The organism is Pseudarthrobacter sp. NPDC092439 (assembly GCF_044754945.1).
GTDB lineage: Bacteria > Actinomycetota > Actinomycetes > Actinomycetales > Micrococcaceae > Arthrobacter.
The window spans coordinates 1-15,721 of record NZ_JBIVQB010000004.1; the positions used below are offsets into that span (position 1 = coordinate 1).

General features: G+C 67.2%; 19 protein-coding genes and 2 riboswitches. Of the genes, 8 read left to right on the plus strand and 11 right to left on the minus strand.

The window, feature by feature from the left end; translation table 11 throughout:
* From ACIQCM_RS10445 to ACIQCM_RS10460, 4 genes are all read left to right on the plus strand, one after another.
* Positions 1 to 557 (plus strand): hypothetical protein (locus tag ACIQCM_RS10445; RefSeq protein WP_400633676.1); only part of this gene is annotated, 557 nt, incomplete at its 5' end.
* A 121-nt stretch (positions 558 to 678) separates the two neighbouring features.
* Complete coding sequence (locus ACIQCM_RS10450) at positions 679 to 1,755, plus strand: YihY/virulence factor BrkB family protein (RefSeq protein ID WP_400608442.1); 1,077 nt, start codon at positions 679 to 681, stop codon at positions 1,753 to 1,755.
* Positions 1,756 to 2,102: 347 nt separating this feature from the next.
* On the plus strand, positions 2,103 to 2,360 hold the full coding sequence (locus ACIQCM_RS10455; RefSeq protein WP_400608444.1) for a hypothetical protein: 258 nt from the start codon (positions 2,103 to 2,105) through the stop codon (positions 2,358 to 2,360).
* Positions 2,361 to 2,459: 99 nt separating this feature from the next.
* Positions 2,460 to 2,636 (plus strand): CsbD family protein, encoded by a 177-nt coding sequence (locus ACIQCM_RS10460; protein ID WP_400608446.1) that lies wholly within the window; start codon positions 2,460 to 2,462, stop codon positions 2,634 to 2,636.
* A gap of 84 nt (positions 2,637 to 2,720) precedes the next feature.
* On the opposite strand, the gene ACIQCM_RS10465 is transcribed toward ACIQCM_RS10460, so the two are convergent.
* On the minus strand, positions 2,721 to 3,398 hold the full coding sequence (locus tag ACIQCM_RS10465) for an O-methyltransferase (protein WP_400608448.1): 678 nt from the start codon (positions 3,396 to 3,398) through the stop codon (positions 2,721 to 2,723).
* A gap of 49 nt (positions 3,399 to 3,447) precedes the next feature.
* A complete protein-coding gene (locus ACIQCM_RS10470) occupies positions 3,448 to 3,771 on the minus strand; it encodes an MTH1187 family thiamine-binding protein (RefSeq protein ID WP_400608449.1) in 324 nt (107 codons plus the stop codon).
* 110 nt (positions 3,772 to 3,881) lie between these two features.
* On the opposite strand from ACIQCM_RS10470, the gene ACIQCM_RS10475 reads away from it, so the two are divergent.
* Both ACIQCM_RS10475 and ACIQCM_RS10480 read left to right on the plus strand, forming a co-directional pair.
* Complete coding sequence (locus tag ACIQCM_RS10475; RefSeq protein WP_400608451.1) at positions 3,882 to 4,556, plus strand: TetR/AcrR family transcriptional regulator; 675 nt, start codon at positions 3,882 to 3,884, stop codon at positions 4,554 to 4,556.
* A gap of 151 nt (positions 4,557 to 4,707) precedes the next feature.
* On the plus strand, positions 4,708 to 4,947 hold the full coding sequence (locus tag ACIQCM_RS10480; protein ID WP_400608453.1) for a hypothetical protein: 240 nt from the start codon (positions 4,708 to 4,710) through the stop codon (positions 4,945 to 4,947).
* On the opposite strand, the gene ACIQCM_RS10485 is transcribed toward ACIQCM_RS10480, so the two are convergent.
* The 6 genes from ACIQCM_RS10485 to ACIQCM_RS10510 form a co-directional block, all read right to left on the minus strand.
* On the minus strand, positions 4,925 to 5,134 hold the full coding sequence (locus ACIQCM_RS10485; protein WP_400608455.1) for a hypothetical protein: 210 nt from the start codon (positions 5,132 to 5,134) through the stop codon (positions 4,925 to 4,927). The two genes, ACIQCM_RS10480 and ACIQCM_RS10485, sit on opposite strands and share 23 nt — an antisense overlap.
* Entirely contained in the window at positions 5,131 to 5,409 is a 279-nt protein-coding gene (locus ACIQCM_RS10490) for a hypothetical protein (RefSeq protein WP_400608457.1), read from the minus strand. Before ACIQCM_RS10490 ends, ACIQCM_RS10485 begins: the two co-directional genes overlap by 4 nt.
* Positions 5,410 to 5,531: 122 nt before the next feature.
* The gene (locus ACIQCM_RS10495; RefSeq protein ID WP_400608459.1) at positions 5,532 to 5,843 is read right to left on the minus strand and encodes an AzlD domain-containing protein; all 312 of its coding nucleotides are present in this window, start codon (positions 5,841 to 5,843) and stop codon (positions 5,532 to 5,534) included.
* Positions 5,840 to 6,622: an AzlC family ABC transporter permease gene (locus tag ACIQCM_RS10500; protein ID WP_400608461.1), complete on the minus strand. Its 783-nt coding sequence runs from the start codon at positions 6,620 to 6,622 to the stop codon at positions 5,840 to 5,842. The genes ACIQCM_RS10495 and ACIQCM_RS10500 overlap by 4 nt, the downstream gene beginning before the upstream one ends.
* Positions 6,619 to 7,149, minus strand: a complete 531-nt coding sequence (locus ACIQCM_RS10505; protein ID WP_400608462.1) for a hypothetical protein — start codon at positions 7,147 to 7,149, stop codon at positions 6,619 to 6,621. The genes ACIQCM_RS10500 and ACIQCM_RS10505 overlap by 4 nt, the downstream gene beginning before the upstream one ends.
* Before the next feature lie 8 nt (positions 7,150 to 7,157).
* The gene (locus ACIQCM_RS10510; RefSeq protein ID WP_400608464.1) at positions 7,158 to 8,063 is read right to left on the minus strand and encodes a glycerophosphodiester phosphodiesterase; all 906 of its coding nucleotides are present in this window, start codon (positions 8,061 to 8,063) and stop codon (positions 7,158 to 7,160) included.
* Positions 8,064 to 8,112: 49 nt separating this feature from the next.
* On the opposite strand from ACIQCM_RS10510, the gene ACIQCM_RS10515 reads away from it, so the two are divergent.
* Entirely contained in the window at positions 8,113 to 9,459 is a 1,347-nt protein-coding gene (locus ACIQCM_RS10515) for a DUF445 domain-containing protein (RefSeq protein WP_400608466.1), read from the plus strand.
* Positions 9,460 to 9,490: 31 nt separating this feature from the next.
* On the opposite strand, the gene ACIQCM_RS10520 is transcribed toward ACIQCM_RS10515, so the two are convergent.
* The 3 genes from ACIQCM_RS10520 to purU form a co-directional block, all read right to left on the minus strand.
* The gene (locus ACIQCM_RS10520) at positions 9,491 to 10,240 is read right to left on the minus strand and encodes a LamB/YcsF family protein (RefSeq protein ID WP_400608468.1); all 750 of its coding nucleotides are present in this window, start codon (positions 10,238 to 10,240) and stop codon (positions 9,491 to 9,493) included.
* Positions 10,224 to 11,036, minus strand: coding sequence for a hypothetical protein (locus ACIQCM_RS10525; RefSeq protein WP_400608470.1), 813 nt, complete (start codon positions 11,034 to 11,036; stop codon positions 10,224 to 10,226). Before ACIQCM_RS10525 ends, ACIQCM_RS10520 begins: the two co-directional genes overlap by 17 nt.
* A 140-nt stretch (positions 11,037 to 11,176) precedes the next feature.
* Positions 11,177 to 12,103 carry a formyltetrahydrofolate deformylase gene (gene purU / locus ACIQCM_RS10530; RefSeq protein ID WP_400608472.1) on the minus strand — a complete coding sequence of 309 codons (927 nt, stop codon included), beginning with the start codon at positions 12,101 to 12,103 and terminating at the stop codon, positions 11,177 to 11,179.
* Between the two features lie 133 nt (positions 12,104 to 12,236).
* Positions 12,237 to 12,337, minus strand: a riboswitch (glycine riboswitch).
* 242 nt (positions 12,338 to 12,579) lie between these two features.
* A riboswitch (glycine riboswitch) is annotated at positions 12,580 to 12,681 on the plus strand.
* A gap of 155 nt (positions 12,682 to 12,836) precedes the next feature.
* On the opposite strand from purU, the gene gcvP reads away from it, so the two are divergent.
* The gene (gene gcvP / locus ACIQCM_RS10535; protein WP_400608474.1) at positions 12,837 to 15,719 is read left to right on the plus strand and encodes an aminomethyl-transferring glycine dehydrogenase; all 2,883 of its coding nucleotides are present in this window, start codon (positions 12,837 to 12,839) and stop codon (positions 15,717 to 15,719) included.
* The last annotated feature ends 2 nt before the right edge of the window (positions 15,720 to 15,721 follow it).

A 15,721-nucleotide genomic window follows, 5' to 3' on the forward strand; every position in this document is an offset into this window, starting at 1 on the left:
AAGTCAGCCCGTCCAACATCGTCCACCGCCAAACCGACAAGGCCAAAGAGGCCCTCACCGGCGTGAAGGAGAAAATCATGGGCACAGCAGACCACACCACCACCCGCGTCCAGGACACCATGCACACCGGCGCCGGACACACCACCGGCACCCTCCACGACGCCAAGGACACCGTCACCACCCGGCTCTCCGACGCCGGCACCGCGGTCTCCCACGCACCGGACCAGGTCAAAGCCAAAACCCAGGGCAACCCCCTGGCCGCAGGCCTGATCGCCTTCGGCGCCGGAATGCTCGTCTCCTCCCTGATCCCGCCCACGGACAAGGAACGCCAGGCCGCGGACCAGCTCAAAACCGCCGCCGAACCCCTCACCACCCAGGTCACCGACGCCGCCAAAAACATGGCCGAAGACCTCAAAGCACCAGCACAAGAAGCCATGGACCACGTCAAAACCGCCGCGACCGACGCCGCCCAAAACGTCAAAGCCGAAGGCCAAACCGCCGCCACCGACGTCAAGGACCGCGCCACCAACGCCAAAGACCACATCCAACACACCTAAACCTGGCGGCCCCACGCCCTGCCGGGAAAGCCGCAAGGGCAAACGCACCACCGGACAGGCCGGCCCCGCCCGCTGCGGGGCCGGCCTGTCCGGTGTCACCCCCTGATCGAGAGGAAACCCGATGGCCACTCACGACTCATCCGAAACCAGCACGGCAAAGGCGGGGCAGGCCCCCGCGCCGGACGACACCCGCAAACCGGACAGCCCAACCGACGTCGAAAAGCCGTCCTGGAAGTACATCGCCAAGAAGACGCTCCGCGAATTCTCCAAGGACCAGTGCCCCGACCTGGCGGCGTCCCTTACGTACTACGGGATCCTGTCGCTCTTCCCGGCGATGCTGGCCCTCGTTTCGCTGGTAGGGCTCTTCGGTGATCCGGAAAAGACCACCAACGCCTTGATCGAGATCGTTCGCGGCTTTGCTCCCGCCGAAACCGTGAACACAGTGGGCGGAACCGTAAAAGAGCTGGCCAGTGCGCCCGCGGCAGGGTTCACCCTGGTCATCGGTCTTGCCACTGCCCTGTGGTCCGCGTCCGGCTACGTTGGCGCGTTTGGCCGGGCCATGAACCGCATCTACGAAGTGGACGAGGGGCGCGGGTTCGTCAAGCTGCGCGGCACCATGCTGGCCGTGACGCTCCTGGCCATCGTCATCGTGGCGCTGCTGGGCGGCATGCTGGTGCTCAGCGGCCCCGTCGCAGAGGCAGTGGGCGGCCTGATCGGGCTCAGCGGTGCCTTCCTCACGGTCTGGAACATCGCCAAGTGGCCGGTCATGGTAGCGCTCATCATCGTGATCATCGCTGTCCTCTACTACGCCACTCCCAACGTCAAGCAGCCCCGCTTCAAGTGGATGAGCCTTGGCTCCGGAATCGCCCTGGTGGTTTTCCTGCTGGCGTCCCTCGGCTTTGGCTTCTATGTGGGCAACTTCGGAAATTACAACAAGACGTATGGGGCACTCGGTGGCGTGATCGTCATGCTGCTGTGGCTGTGGATCCTGAACATGGCCCTGCTGTTCGGCGCGGAGTTCGACGCCGAGATGGAGCGCGGCCGCCAGCTCCAGGCAGGCATCAAGGCGGAGGAAACGATTCAGCTTCCCCCGCGTGGCACTAAGAAGAGCGAAAAGCTGCAGGCGCAGGAGGAAGAGGACATCAGGCGCGGCCGCGAGCTCCGGGAGAAGTACGCGTCCGAGCCGAAGAAGGACTAGGCAGAACGCCTCCTGAAGGAGGAAAATTGTCCTGTAGGTCCCTTTGATTTCCCGGGTTTACTGAGGCTGGCGGTCGGCAGTCCGGGGCGTTAGCGGGGTCGGCGGTGAGATGGCCTCTACTGAGACCGAGGCCAGTCCCCCCAGTCGCCGTCGGCCCCCTCGTTTGCCGGCGGCGGGCCCATTTGGAGCATGCAGGGACAGGCACACAAGGATGTAAGGGGCAGGCAACTTTACATCGTGCGCCGTCTGGAATACTTTCATGATTACTCTGCTGGTTCCGGTCCGGAGCCGGCAGGCCGCTGAAGCAGATCCGGCGGCTCCACGGTCGACCCCGAAAACGAGCGGACATGCCTGCGACACATTTTGAAGATTTTCTTGCCGAAGCAGTCGTCCCTGACAGGGAGCCGGGCCTCGGCCTCGGACGCGATGAGCTTTACGGCCTGTACACCAGCTGGTGCCTGATCCAGAAAGCCCAGCTGCAGCCGCCCGAGTCACTCTGGGCAGCCATGCAGGCCCACGGAATCGACCCCGACAGCAACAACCTCTCCATGACCGGCCCGGCTGCCGCCGATTACATCGTGGCCAGCGCACCGGACCTGGTTTAGTCCCCGCTCCGGGCCTGTTGCAGCGCCCCATTGCTGGCTAGCATTGGGGGCATGGCTGGCGGAAGGGCCTGCCGGCCACCAGCCGAAGGGAGCAATGCCATGGGTTTGGATGACAAGATCGAGAACACCGCCGAGAAGTTGGGCGGCAAGGCAAAAGAAGCCGCCGGTCGGGCCACGGATGACGAGAGTCTCCGCACCGAAGGCCAGACAGACCAGGCCAAGGCGGACCTCAAGCAGGCCGGCGAAAAGGTAAAGGACGCCTTTAAGCAGGACTAGCCAAACTCACGGAAACGGGCCCCTGCACGCAGCGGCCCGTTTTTTGTGCCCGCGGCCCCCGGGCCTGCTCCTGCGCCGCAGGGCCTATGTAATCCGGGCCAGGGCGAACCCATCCCAACCCTTGGCGCCCACGGTCTGGATCACGGTGGCGTCCAGCCGAGGGTGCGAGCCGAGGAACCTGAGTGCTTCCACGATCCCGGGAGCGTTCACCGGGTCCATGCCCGGGTCAAGCACTGCGCCTTCCCACACGGCGTTGTCCAGCACCACAGCCGCACCCTTCCGGCCGAGCTTCACCGCCCAGTCGAGGTACTTGCTGTCGTTTTCCTTGTCCGCGTCGATGAAGATGAAATCGAAGGGCCCACGCCCTTCCTCCTCAAGTGCCGCCAGGGTGTCCAGGGCGGGGCCCAGCCTGATCTCCACCTTCTCGCCCAGGCCGGCGGCATCGATGTTGGCCCACGCCACCTCGGCGTGCTTGGGCAGGAATTCGCAGGTGACCACGGTTCCGTCGGCGGGAAGTCCCTGCGCCATCCAGATGGTGCTGTATCCGGCCAGTGTGCCAATCTCCAGGACGCGCCGGGCACCCGTGAGCTGCACCAGCAGCTTGAGCATCTTTCCGGCGTTGGGCGCCACTTCGATGCGCGGAAGGCCGGCCTCCTCCGCGGCCGCCGCCACGCGCTGCAGCGCCGCGCCGGGGTGAACCACGACGTCGGACAGGAACCTTTCCGTGTCGATCCACCCGGGCAGGGGCTTGTGCTCGAACATGGCCACAGTCTGGCACGCTGCCAGTCGGCGGTCCAGAGGAGAACGGTGCCTACGGGGCTTCGCCGATGGCCTCTTCCAGGCGCTCGACCTTGGCCGTCAGTTCCCCGGTGTAGCCCGGCCGGATGTCCGCCTTGATAACCAGCGAAACACGGCTGCCGAACTGGCCCACCGCTTCGGTGGCGCGCTTGACGACGTCGAACACCTCATCCCACTCGCCCTCTATTTCGGTGAACATGGAACTGGTGCGGTTGGGCAGCCCCGACTCCCTGACGATCCTCACGGCGGCGGCAACGGCGTCGTGCACCGACGCATCATCCGGCCGGGCGCCACCCGCCGGGACGCCGGAAGGGGCAACAGAAAACGCAAGCAACATGGGCCCAGTGTGCCACGGCCACCCATCCCGGCGGGCCCGTGGGCGTGTCACATTACCTCCTACCCTCCAGTAAGGATGTCGGGCCCAGGCTGCGTTGCTAGGCTCTTGGCATGAGTGTCGCAGTCGCCCGCAAACCCCTCCGCGCCGATGCCGCGCGGAACGTGGACAAGATCATCACGGCGGCGCGGCAGTGTTTCCGGGATTTTGGCCCCGAAGTGCCCCTGCAAACCATTGCCATCACCGCAGGAGTCGGCCCCGCCACCCTGTTCCGGAATTTTGCGGACAAAGAAGAGTTGGTACTGGCCACCCTTAACCGGCAACTGCGGCTCACCGTGGATCCGGTGATGGATGGGGCCCTGGCCGATATCGACGCTGCCGCCGGCCTGTTCAGGGTCATGGAGGCGATCATGGCTGCGGCCAGCACCGATGCAAACCTGCTCGGAGCCGTGGCAGGCCGCCGCGGACTGCTGACCGGCATTACCGGATCGCTGGTCGAATCCATCAGCGTCCTGCTGGTGCGCGGCCAGGGTCAGGGCAGCCTGAGGGCGGACATCGCCATGACGGACATGTTCCGGCTGCTGGCAATGCTCATCAGCGTGGTGGACACCATGGAGCCAGGCTCTGACGCGTGGCGGCGGCCGCTTGCGCTCGTGGAAGATGCCATCCGCGCCCAGCGTCCGGCGCGGCCGCTCCCGCCGCAGGTGCCGGTACCAGCCGCTGTGGCTCCAGCCGGGGTGGCCGAAGCCGCCGCGTCCCCTGCGGCCGACGCCTCGCAGGCGGGCTGAGCCCACCGGGTACAGAGCCGCCGGGGCCATTGTGGGCGCCCAGCGGGTGCCATACACTCGAAGAGGGTTACGCAGCCAGCCCCTGGAAGTCTCAGGATGGAGCCCCAATGAAGCCAAACTTGCCCGTCCGGCGTTCACCGGCAGCACGGAAATGAACCACTCCACGCTGCTTTTCCGTTGCCTCAGCGATCCCCGCGGCCCCGAGGAAATCCTGCCCGCCATGTCCTCGGAGGACTTGGCCAGGCTGCTGGATGCGTTGTTCCAGAACCTGGACACCCCGGAACCGGAGTTTGGGGCGCAGACCTGGTACGAGATGGCCGTGGAGGAAACCCGCCTCCGGACCGAAGCCCGGGATTGGATCGCTCCGGCTAGTGCTGGCGGCGCTCGTTAGGGATGTGGTCCTTAGCTTCCATGAGGTGCTGCTGCAGCTTCTCCTCCGCGTCACGCCGGCGCCGGGCCGTATCCCGCAGTTCACGGGTACCCTCCGACCCCCGGGTATCCCGGTAGCCCTGCCGGGGCTTTCCGGCCGGGTTTCCGCGTTCGTAGTCCCCGCCGCTTCCGTGCTCCTGCTCACTCATTCCAATTCCTCCATGCCCTCGGGCCGCCCTGCCGGCTTCCGCTTGGCCATTTCGCGGCGCACCATGGCCTTGAGTCCCGGTACCGGGGACTCCGGGCCGAACTCCATTGCCTTTCGCAGCCCCGCCGCAAACAGCTCAAGGTCCTGATCAGGGACGTCGGCGAGACCGGCAAAGCGCCTGAAGAAGCGTTTGGCCGGAAGTCCTGCCCTCCGTCGGCCATTGGGGTGGACGGGCCGGCCTGCCCTGTCTCCGGCTGCCTGCAGTTGATGATCCATGGATACCGTTCAGAAGAAGTTCCCAAGGCCAACTGCATAGCCAATCTCATCCTACAACCGCCGGGCGGCAGTGGGAGTGATTCAGCTCACGCGTCGACGGCACCGGGCAACCGCCGGCGTCCCTAGTTCCAGCCCAACAGGCGCAGGAGGGCCGCGGTTCCGGCTCCGGCGATCACCACCACCAGGAACGGGGCCCGGAACGCGAGGGCGACGGCGGCTGCCGCCAGGGCGCCAAGGCGGGCGTCGGCTGCGAGCTGCTGCCCGGACGCCACGGCGTTCACGACGGTGAGGGAAGCCAGCAGGCCGATGGTCATGGTGCCGGCAATGCGGGACGTCCGGGGATTCTCCAGGAGCCTGGCCGGCACCAGATACCCCACCAGCTTCCAGGCGTAGGCGAGCGCACAGGCAACGAGCAGCCAGATCCACAGGCTCATGCGTCCCCTCCGGAGGGGTGCCCGGCTTGGGGGCTGCCGGCGATGGGTGCGGTCCCGGAGTGGCGGCCGTGGTCCGAATACGGTTCAACGTCCGGCTCGAGCCCTTCGTCACTGCGGCCGTGGCTGAACCAGCCGGCCACCGCCGCCACCAGGGCGGCCACCAGGATGGGCACGCCGGCCGGGACGAACGGCACGGCAAGAACGGTGGCCACTGCGCACGCCGCCGCGATGGCGACGGGTTCACGGCCCTTGAGCCGCGGCCACAGCAGGGCAAGGAAGGCTGCGACAGCGGCCCCGTCCAGCCCCCACTGCTTGGGGTCCCCCAGCCCGCTCCCGGCAAGCGCGCCAACAGCGGTGAAGAGGTTCCACAGCACGTAAATGCCGATGCCCGCCGTCCAGAATCCACGCCGCTGTTCCACGGGATCCGCTTGGCCGGTGGCGGTTGCGGTGGACTCGTCGATGGTGAGCTGCGCACCCACGTACCTGCGCCAGCCGGATGGCCGGAACAGTGCGTTGAGTTGCATGCCGTAGATCCCGTTGCGCATGCCCAGGAGCGTAGCGGCGCTCATCGCGGCGATGCCCGAACCGCCCCCGGCTACCACGCCGATAAACGCGAACTGCGAGCCACCGCTGAACAGCAGGACGCTCAGCGCCATGGTCTGCCAGAAGTCGAGCCCCGAGGTGACGGACAGCGCCCCGAAGGACACCCCGTACAGCCCGGTGGCGATGCTGATCGAGATGCCCACGCGGACGGCCTGCGACGCCAGCAACTTTTTCACGGGCGGCCTCCGCCGAGCCGCGCGCCGCCCGGCTTGCGCAGGCTCCAGGCCCAGGCAACCAGCGGCGCCTGCAGGGGAAGGCGCAGGGTGTGGATCCCCCGCTGCAGCGGCGTTCCCCGGGGACCATAGGCCCGAAGCAGTGCATCGATGTGCCCCGCCATGAACGCGGTGAACATCACGGTAAGCGCGGTGGCCGTCGACTTCCGTGTCGACGGGAGGAGGATTCCGACGGCGGCGGCGAACTCGAGCAGGCCGCTCACCGCAATCCATTCATCCCTGGTGAGCACCGCGAGAGGCCGGCCGTCGCTGTGGTGCGCGCCGTCGTCGTGCGCTGCTGCGGCGGTTTTCCGGGTAGCGAGCGCATCTTCGCGGCACAGAAAGCGCGGCACCACCTGGTGGTAGAAGCGGGGGTTCCGGAAGTGGTGCCAGGCGCTGGCCAGGAGCAATGCGCCCATGGCAGCGGCGGAGAGGTTCCCGGCATTCCCCGGAAGGCTACGGGGCGCCCTTCGGGACCGCGGAAACAGCATGCCCCAACTCAATCACAGCAACCGCCGCCGCTCGTAACCCGGAGCTGGTCCAGTACCAGCGCGGGGACGTTCGTGGTGATCTCGTGGATGCCCGCCTCCCGGCACAGCGCCACGTCCTCCGGCTTATCCACGGTCCACACCCGGAACCGCCGCCCGGCGTCGTGCCAGCGCCGGATGGTTTCCGGATGCTCGCGCACGTAGTCGATGCCGGGTCCGGCCAGTCCGGCGGTGCCGGCATCCAGGATCCGTTCGGCCTCCAGCTGGGTGGCCTTCATCAGGTTGGCAACCGCGCTGCCGGTGATGGGGCCCAGTCCCAGGCCGCCCCGGATCTCGTGGATGTCGATGTCGTCCACCAGCTGGCAGACGTAGGGCGCGGGTACGGTTTCCAGCAGGTGGCGGACCGATTCGGGGCTGAAGCTCATGAACGTCACATCCACGTTGTCCAGCGTGGAGTTTTCCGGGTCAAACCCCTCGGCGCGGAGCACCTCCAGGACCCGGTCCTCCAGCTTCAACTGATAAGGGCTGGGGTGCTTCAGTTCGATGGCCAGCCGCACCGGCCGTCCGGCCTCGCGAAGGAGGTCCAGCAGGTCCGGCAGGGTCAGGAACTGCTCGGACCGCGCCCCGAAGGCTTCCGGAATCCGGGCGCCCTTCCAGGAGGAGAAGTCCAGGTGGTGCAGTTCCTGGAGCGTCCGCTCGGCGACAGGGCCGGTGCCGTCCGAGGTCCGGTCCAGGTTGGCGTCATGCAGCAGGACAACGTGCTGGTCCCGGGTGAGGTGGACGTCGCATTCCACGCCGTCCGCGCCGTCCGCCAGCGCCTGCAGGTAGGCGGCCCGCGTGTGTTCGGCGAACGCCGCACTCGAGCCGCGGTGGGCAAAGACCAGCGGCCGGTGTGGGCCTGGGCCGTCAACTGTCATGGTGCCACGCTAGCGGACCGGGCCGGGCGTGCGGGACTAGGCTGGGCACATGCAGGTGAACTCTGAGCCAACTACCCGCCCGGACCCGGCCGGTCCCGCACCGAAGGCGACCCCGCGCACCCGCGGTGGCGCCGCCGTGCGCCACCAGCTCACGGAAGCGGACGCCGAAAAGGCGGCAGCGCTGCGGAAAATGAAGGCTCTGGCCCTGGCGCTGCTGATCGCCATGGCCGTGGTCTTCGTGGTGGCGTTTGCGCTGCAGAAGGAGTATCCGTGGCTGCAGTACGTGCGGGCCGCGGCGGAGGGCGGCATGGTCGGTGCGCTGGCGGACTGGTTCGCGGTCACAGCACTGTTCAAGTACCCCCTGGGCATCAAAATTCCGCACACCGCCATCATTCCGCGCCGCAAGGACCAGATCGGCGCCTCGCTCGGCGAGTTCGTGGAAACCAACTTCCTCTCGGAGCAGGTGGTGCAGGAGAAGCTCGCCAGCGTCAATATTGCCCGCCGTGCCGGGGAATGGCTGGCCACCCCGGCCGGGGCTGACCGGGTGGCCAAGGAAGGCGCCGCCGTCATCCGCGGCGCCTTCAAGGTCCTGAATGACGACGACGTCCAGGCGGTGATCGAGGGCATGGTGCGCAAGCATCTGCTGGCTCCGCCGTGGGGACCGCCCGTGGGACGGCTTGCCGAGCGTATCTTCCATGACGGGCACCATCACGCCCTGGTTGACCTGCTGGTGGACCGCGCCGCGGACTGGGTGGACGACAACCACGTAACCGTCTCCCGACTGGTCTCGGACCGCTCCCCCACCTGGGTTCCGCAGTTCGTGGACGGACTGGTGGGCGACAAGGTGTACGTGGAGATCCTGAAGTTCGTCAAGGCGGTGCAGGCCGACCCCAACCACCAGGTGCGCACGCAGATCGACAAGTACCTCAACGACCTGGCCCGGGACCTGCAGCACGATCCGGCCATGATTGCCCGGGCAGAAGGCATCAAGGCACAGGTGCTGGGCGACCCCGAGGTGCGGGAGCTGGCATCGCGCACCTGGGACACCGTGAAGAACGCCCTTCTGGGGGCCGTGGACGATCCCGACAGCGACCTGACCATCAAGTTCAAGGCGGCGGTGCGGGACTTCGGGTCGCGGCTGGTGAACGATCCGGAGCTGGCCGGCAAGGTCAACGCCTGGATCGGCGACGCTGCGGGGTACCTGGTACGGACCTACCGCTCCGACATCGCCGGCGTCATCACGGACACCGTGGCCCGCTGGAATGCCGAAGAGACCTCCCGGAAGATCGAGTTGCAGGTGGGCAGGGACCTGCAGTACATCCGGATCAACGGCACCGTCGTGGGCTCGCTGGCGGGGCTGGCGATCTTCTCCGTGGCGCACCTGATCTTCGGCTGACCCGGCTTCTTAAAGCAACGCGGCGTAGAGGTCAGGCGAAGGACTCCAGCTCCACGCCGGCGGCTTCCAGGCCGGCCCGGACGCGTTCCGCCATCTCCACGGCACCGGGGGTGTCCCCGTGGATGCACAGTGAGTCAGGCCGCACCTGGACCAGCGTGCCATCGACGGCCACTACCTCGCCCTTGGTCGCAAGGCGCACGGCCCGCTCGACGATCGCGTCGACGTCGTGCAGTACCGCCCCTTCCCGGGAGCGCGGCACCAGGCTGCCGTCCGGGAGGTAGGCGCGGTCCACGAAAGCCTCCGCGAACACGGGGTGCCCGGCGTCCCTGGCCTGGTTGAGAAGTTCGGACCCCGGCAGGCCAAGGATGGGCAGGCCGGGATCGTAGGCGTTGACGGCGGCCACCACTGCCGAGGCCTGGTCGGGGTCGGCAACGATCCGGTTGTACAGCGCACCGTGCGGCTTCACATAGTCCACGGAGGCGCCCACGGCGTGCGCCACCCCGTCCAGCGCGCCCAGCTGGTAGAGCACGTCGCCGAACAGCTCATCGAAACTCATGTCCAGGGAGCGGCGGCCGAACCCCGCAAGGTCACGGTAGCCAACGTGCGCGCCCACGGTGACATCGAGTTCGTAGGCGGCACGGCAGCTGTCCAGCATGGTGACAGGATCACCGGCATGGAACCCGCAGGCCAGGTTCGCGCTTGTGACGAGGCGGAACATGGAGGCGTCGTCCCCCATGTTCCAGGAGCCGAATGATTCGCCGAGGTCAGCGTTGAGATCCAAAGGTGTCGCCTTCCAGCGCGGGGTTGTCCGGAGCTGCGGCGGCGGCCGTGAGCTCCCCGGGAATGGTGTCCGGCATGGGACCAAACGCCTCTTTGGCATTGGCCACCACCGCACGGCCCATCACGAGGTTACCCGCTCCGCCCACCACAGCACCGATGCCGAAGGGCAGGGCGCGGCCGAACATCGCTGTGCCCTGCCGCTTGAGCAGGTTCTTCAGGAAAGCCTTCTGGATGCGGTTCCGCACAGCTCCCCATCCGGAACCCGGCATCGCCTTGGAGAGGACATTTCCCCAGGCCTTGGTTGCACCCACGCCGTTGCTGGCGGCCTGCCCGCTGAGGGTGCCGAGCAGGGTGGTGCCTTCCTCGCCGAGCATGATCGCCATGACCATGGTGCTGGCTTTCTCCGGATTGGTCATCCGAATGCCGTGCAGTTCGGCCAGCGAGGTGGCATACAGCGCCGTGGCCTCCAGGAACCCCACGGTTGCGGCCGCGGAAAGCCCCAGGGACGCTACGGTTCCCACCCCGGGGACGACGGCGGTGGCACCTACCACGGCACCCCCGCCTGTCACGGCACGCAGGTAGTCGCGCTCCAGGAAGTCAGCCAGCTGCGCCGCAGTGGCGCGGGGGTGCTTTCGCTGGAGCCTCTTGATGTACGCCACGACCAGCGGGCGCTGGATCTCCACCGCGCGGAGGAGCAGGTTATGGACGCCGGGTTTGGGCTTGCCGTCTGCGTCGAACACCGCGTTGTGCGCGGTTTCCTGGGCGATTCGGAATGCTGGATTGCTGCGCTTGGCCATGGTCACCTTCGTTCGCGTCCGGCGGCAGCAGCAGCTGCCGCGTTTTCCCCCATCCTACGGGCAATACTAAGCATGCTTAAGGTTTACTGTCGCGGACCGCCGGCCTGCTGCGGCGCGCGCAGGCACCGCAGCAGTTGCAGTCATCGCAGGATGACCGTGCGGTTTCCCGAGAGCAGGATGCGTCCTTCGGCGTGCCAGCGGACCGCGTTGGTCAGCGCCTTGCACTCGGCATCCTTGCCGACAGTGACCAGGTCCGCCGGTCCGTAGGCGTGGTCCACTTCGATGACCTGCTGCGAGATGATGGGCCCCTCGTCCAGTTCTGAGTTGACGTAGTGGGCCGTGGCGCCGACGGTCTTGACCCCGCGCTCGTAGGCCTGGTGGTAGGGCCTGGCGCCCTTGAAGCTCGGCAGGAAGGAGTGGTGGATGTTGATGGCCTTCCCGCTAAGCCGCTCCGTGGCAGCGTCGCTGAGGACCTGCATGTAGCGGGCCAGGACCACCAGCTCCGCCCCGTAGCTGTCCACGAGCGCCAAAAGCTGCGCTTCGGCGTCGGGCTTGGTCTCCGGGGTGACCGGAATGTGGTGGAACGGGACGCCGTGCCAGTCCACCAGGCCGGACAGGTCCGGATGATTGGACACGACAGCCACGATCTCCACGGGAAGTTCGCCGTTTTGTGCCCGGAACAGCAGGTCGCGGAGGCAATGGTCATACTTGGACACCATCACCAGGATGGGCTGCCTGCGGCCATCCCGCTCCAGCTGCCACTCCATCCGCCACTCGGCGGCCACTGGCGCAAAATCTTCGCGGAGCCGGTCCGCTTCCCTGCCGTCCGGAGCGCTGAAGTGCACCCGCATGAAGAACTGGCCGCCGGCATGGTCCCCGAATTGCTTGATGTCCAGGATGTAGCACTCCTGCGTGAGCAGGAACCCGGCCACGGCCTGGACGATGCCAAGCGAGTCGGGGCACTGGAACGTGAGGACGAAACCGTCTGCGCCAGGGCGCGGGGGCTCGTTGCGCCGGCCTGCCGCGCGGGCGGACGGGGAGGGAGGAACGGTCACGTGGAACTCCATCGTTCGAGCAACGCCGGGGCGCCGCAGGGATTCGGTTCCTCCCCGCTCTGTATAGACCTGAGAGTTTCCGCAAGACCATGAAGATCCGCTTGCACCGTCGGTGAGCCGGAGTCCGGCTGCTTTTCAGAGTTGCCTCGCCGCGGCGGTACGGGGTGCCTGAGAGTTTCCTGGGGAGGACTTGCTCCTACGGCGCCTGCTGGATGTACCGGGGCAGGTCTCTCCCGCCGCAGGTCAAAGGCTTTGTCGGTTGTCGTGGGGATAAAGCCAGGCTGCCTTGGCGGCCGCCCCGGTCCATGCCGCACGATCCGGAACCAGTGTGTTGCCGGCCGGCCGGGAATGTCAAACGTCCCGCTGACTGCTGCAGCAGGAGCGTCCAGGACCACCGCCTTCCCGCCGGATGGAGGGGCGCGGATTTGCCTCGGGACGCATTGTCGTGTACCTTGTGAGCCGAATCACCCACATTTTAATATGCCTTTCGAGCTGCGGCGGGAGAGTTCTCCCGGACCGACATCCGGGCAGGCGCCGTAGGAGCAAATCCTCCCCAGGAATCTCTCAGGCCCATGTACCGTCGCGGCGAGGCAACTCTGGAAAGCAGCCAGGCGAAGCGCCAGGCTCACCGACGGTGCAAGCGGATCTTCATGGTCTTGCGGAATCTCTCAGGTCCAATACAGAGCGGGGAGGAGCCCACCGTATACCGTGCCACCCCCATGGCAGGCCAGACCTGGAGTTCCTCATGACGATTCAGTCCCTTCAATCAACGTTCGTTGACCGGCATATCGGCGCGCGCCGCCAGGCCGACATCGACACCATGCTCAAGGCCGTTGGCTACGACTCCGTGGACGGCCTTGTTGACGTGGCGGTTCCTGCGTCCATCCGCCAGGAGACTGCCCTTCGCCTGCAGGACGCCCTCAGCGAGGTTGAGGTGCTGGCCGAACTGCGCCGGTTGGCCGCCAAGAACAAGACTGCCGTGCAGATGATCGGCCAGGGCTACTACGACACCATCACGCCGGCCGTGATCCGCCGCAACATCCTGGAAGCGCCTGCCTGGTACACCGCGTACACGCCGTACCAGCCGGAAATCTCACAGGGCCGCCTCGAGGCCCTGCTGAACTTCCAGACCATGGTCCAGGACCTGGTTGGCCTGCCCATCGCCAACGCTTCCCTGCTGGATGAAGCCACCGCCGTGGCCGAAGCCGTGCTGCTGATGCGCAGGGCCAACAAGAACAAGGACGCCAAGGACGGCAAGACGGTCCTTGACGCTGACGTCCTGCCCCAGACCATCGCCATCGTCAAAGGCCGCGCCGAGGCCCTCGGCTTCGAGGTGGAAGTCGCCGACCTCTCCGCCGGCCTGCCCGAAGGCCCCATTAACGGCATCGTTCTGCAGCAGCCCGGTGTTTCCGGACGGGTGTGGGACCAGGCCGGCGTCATCGCCGAGGCAAAATCCCGGGGCGCCCTGGTCACCGTCGCGGCCGACCTGCTGGCACTGACCCTGATCACCCCTCCGGGTGAGCAGGGCGCCGACATCGCTGTCGGTTCCACCCAGCGCTTTGGCGTCCCGCTGTTCTTCGGCGGCCCCCACGCCGCCTACATGGCCGTCCAGAAAGGCCTGGAACGCTCCCTCCCGGGCCGCCTGGTGGGCGTGTCCAAGGACGACGCCGGCGCCCCCGCCTACCGTCTGGCGCTCCAGACCCGCGAGCAGCACATCCGCCGTGAGAAGGCCACCTCCAACATCTGCACCGCGCAGGCGCTGCTGGCCATCGTTTCCTCCTTCTACGCCGTCTACCACGGCCCGGACGGGTTGAAGGCCATCGCCGAGAACGTCCACAACAACGCCCGCCTCCTGGCCGCCACGCTGGAAGCCGCAGGCCGCGAGCTCGTGTCCGGCTCCTTCTTCGACACCCTGACCGTCCGCGTCCCGGGCAATGCCGGCAAGGTCATCACCGCCGCGGAAGCGCGCGGCATCAACCTCCGCTTCGTCGACGAGGACACCGTGGGTGTCTCCGTGGATGAAACCACGACGGCGGCAACCCTCTCCGCCGTCGCCGTCGCCTTTGGCGCCGGCCCCGTAGGCGACGCGGCCGGGTTCGAGCTGCCCTCCGCCGTCGTCCGCACCTCGGGTTACCTGACGCACCCTGTGTTCAACACCCACCGCTCGGAGACGCAGCTGCTCCGCTACATCCGCAGGCTCTCGGACCGTGACCTGGCACTGGACCGCACCATGATCCCGCTGGGTTCGTGCACCATGAAGCTCAACGCCACCGCCGAGATGGAAGCCATCTCCTGGCCGGAATTCGCTTCGATCCACCCGTTCGCACCGGAGTCCCAGACCGCCGGCTGGCGTGAACTGATCGAGGGCCTGGAAGCCGACCTCGCCGAAGTCACCGGCTACGACCAGGTGTCCATCCAGCCGAACGCCGGATCCCAGGGCGAGCTCGCCGGCCTGCTGGCCATCCGCGGCTACCACCTGTCCCGCGGCGACGAACAGCGCACGGTCTGCCTCATCCCCGCTTCCGCGCACGGCACCAACGCCGCCTCCGCGGTCCTGGCAGGCATGAAGGTCGTCGTGGTTGCCACCGCATCTGACGGCACCATCGACCACGCAGACCTGACCGCGAAGATCGAGGCCAACAAGGACGTCCTGTCCTGCATCATGATCACCTACCCGTCCACCCATGGCGTGTACGACGGCGACGTCCGCGACGTCTGCGACGCCGTCCACGCTGCCGGCGGCCAGGTGTACGTCGACGGCGCCAACCTGAACGCCCTGGTGGGCCTGGCGCAGCCGGGCAAGTTCGGCGGAGACGTCTCGCACCTGAACCTGCACAAGACCTTCTGCATCCCCCACGGCGGCGGCGGACCCGGCGTCGGGCCGGTCGCAGCCAAGGCACACCTGGCCCCCTTCATGCCCGGTGACGCCAACAGCGCTTCTTCCGAAAACGCAGCGGAAGGCCACGGCGTGGCGATCTCCGCGTCCCGCTATGGCTCTGCCGGCGTCCTGCCCATCTCCTGGGCCTACGTCAAGCTCATGGGCGGCGCCGGCCTGACCGAGGCCACGAAGTCCGCACTGCTGGCCGCGAACTACGTCGCAGCCCGCCTGAACGGCTTCTTCCCCGTCCTGTACACCGGCGAAGGCGGACTCGTTGCGCACGAGTGCATCCTGGACCTGCGTGAACTGACGGCCCGCACCGGCGTCACCGCCGAGGACGTGGCCAAGCGCCTCATCGACTACGGCTTCCACGCTCCCACCCTTGCCTTCCCGGTGGCCGGAACCCTGATGGTGGAGCCCACCGAGTCCGAGGACCTGGGCGAAATCGACCGCTTCATCAACGCGATGATCAGCATCCACGCCGAGATCGAGCAGGTTGCCAACGGCGACTTCACCCTGGCCGGCTCCCCGCTTCGGAACGCACCCCACACCGCTGCCGCCGTGGTCAACACCGGCTGGGACCGCAGCTACCCCCGCGAGCAGGCCGCGTTCCCGCTTCCGTCCCTGAAGCAGGACAAGTACTTCCCGCCTGTGGGACGCATCGACGGTGCAGCCGGCGACCGCAACCTCATCTGCTCCTGCCCACCCCTCGAGGAGTTCGAGGACACCGCGGCAGGCCCCAACAACTAAAG

What these genes read in the sequence shown, in the direction of transcription:
- ACIQCM_RS10450 (WP_400608442.1), top strand. Translation starts at nt 679, where the DNA reads ATGGCCACTCACGACTCATCCGAAACCAGCACGGCAAAGGCGGGGCAG.
- ACIQCM_RS10455 (WP_400608444.1), top strand. Translation starts at nt 2,103, where the DNA reads ATGCCTGCGACACATTTTGAAGATTTTCTTGCCGAAGCAGTCGTCCCT.
- ACIQCM_RS10460 (WP_400608446.1), top strand. Translation starts at nt 2,460, where the DNA reads ATGGGTTTGGATGACAAGATCGAGAACACCGCCGAGAAGTTGGGCGGC.
- ACIQCM_RS10465 (WP_400608448.1), bottom strand. Translation starts at nt 3,398, where the DNA reads ATGTTCGAGCACAAGCCCCTGCCCGGGTGGATCGACACGGAAAGGTTC.
- ACIQCM_RS10470 (WP_400608449.1), bottom strand. Translation starts at nt 3,771, where the DNA reads ATGTTGCTTGCGTTTTCTGTTGCCCCTTCCGGCGTCCCGGCGGGTGGC.
- ACIQCM_RS10475 (WP_400608451.1), top strand. Translation starts at nt 3,882, where the DNA reads ATGAGTGTCGCAGTCGCCCGCAAACCCCTCCGCGCCGATGCCGCGCGG.
- ACIQCM_RS10480 (WP_400608453.1), top strand. Translation starts at nt 4,708, where the DNA reads ATGAACCACTCCACGCTGCTTTTCCGTTGCCTCAGCGATCCCCGCGGC.
- ACIQCM_RS10485 (WP_400608455.1), bottom strand. Translation starts at nt 5,134, where the DNA reads ATGAGTGAGCAGGAGCACGGAAGCGGCGGGGACTACGAACGCGGAAAC.
- ACIQCM_RS10490 (WP_400608457.1), bottom strand. Translation starts at nt 5,409, where the DNA reads ATGGATCATCAACTGCAGGCAGCCGGAGACAGGGCAGGCCGGCCCGTC.
- ACIQCM_RS10495 (WP_400608459.1), bottom strand. Translation starts at nt 5,843, where the DNA reads ATGAGCCTGTGGATCTGGCTGCTCGTTGCCTGTGCGCTCGCCTACGCC.
- ACIQCM_RS10505 (WP_400608462.1), bottom strand. Translation starts at nt 7,149, where the DNA reads ATGCTGTTTCCGCGGTCCCGAAGGGCGCCCCGTAGCCTTCCGGGGAAT.
- ACIQCM_RS10510 (WP_400608464.1), bottom strand. Translation starts at nt 8,063, where the DNA reads ATGACAGTTGACGGCCCAGGCCCACACCGGCCGCTGGTCTTTGCCCAC.
- ACIQCM_RS10515 (WP_400608466.1), top strand. Translation starts at nt 8,113, where the DNA reads ATGCAGGTGAACTCTGAGCCAACTACCCGCCCGGACCCGGCCGGTCCC.
- ACIQCM_RS10525 (WP_400608470.1), bottom strand. Translation starts at nt 11,036, where the DNA reads ATGGCCAAGCGCAGCAATCCAGCATTCCGAATCGCCCAGGAAACCGCG.
- purU (WP_400608472.1), bottom strand. Translation starts at nt 12,103, where the DNA reads ATGGAGTTCCACGTGACCGTTCCTCCCTCCCCGTCCGCCCGCGCGGCA.
- gcvP (WP_400608474.1), top strand. Translation starts at nt 12,837, where the DNA reads ATGACGATTCAGTCCCTTCAATCAACGTTCGTTGACCGGCATATCGGC.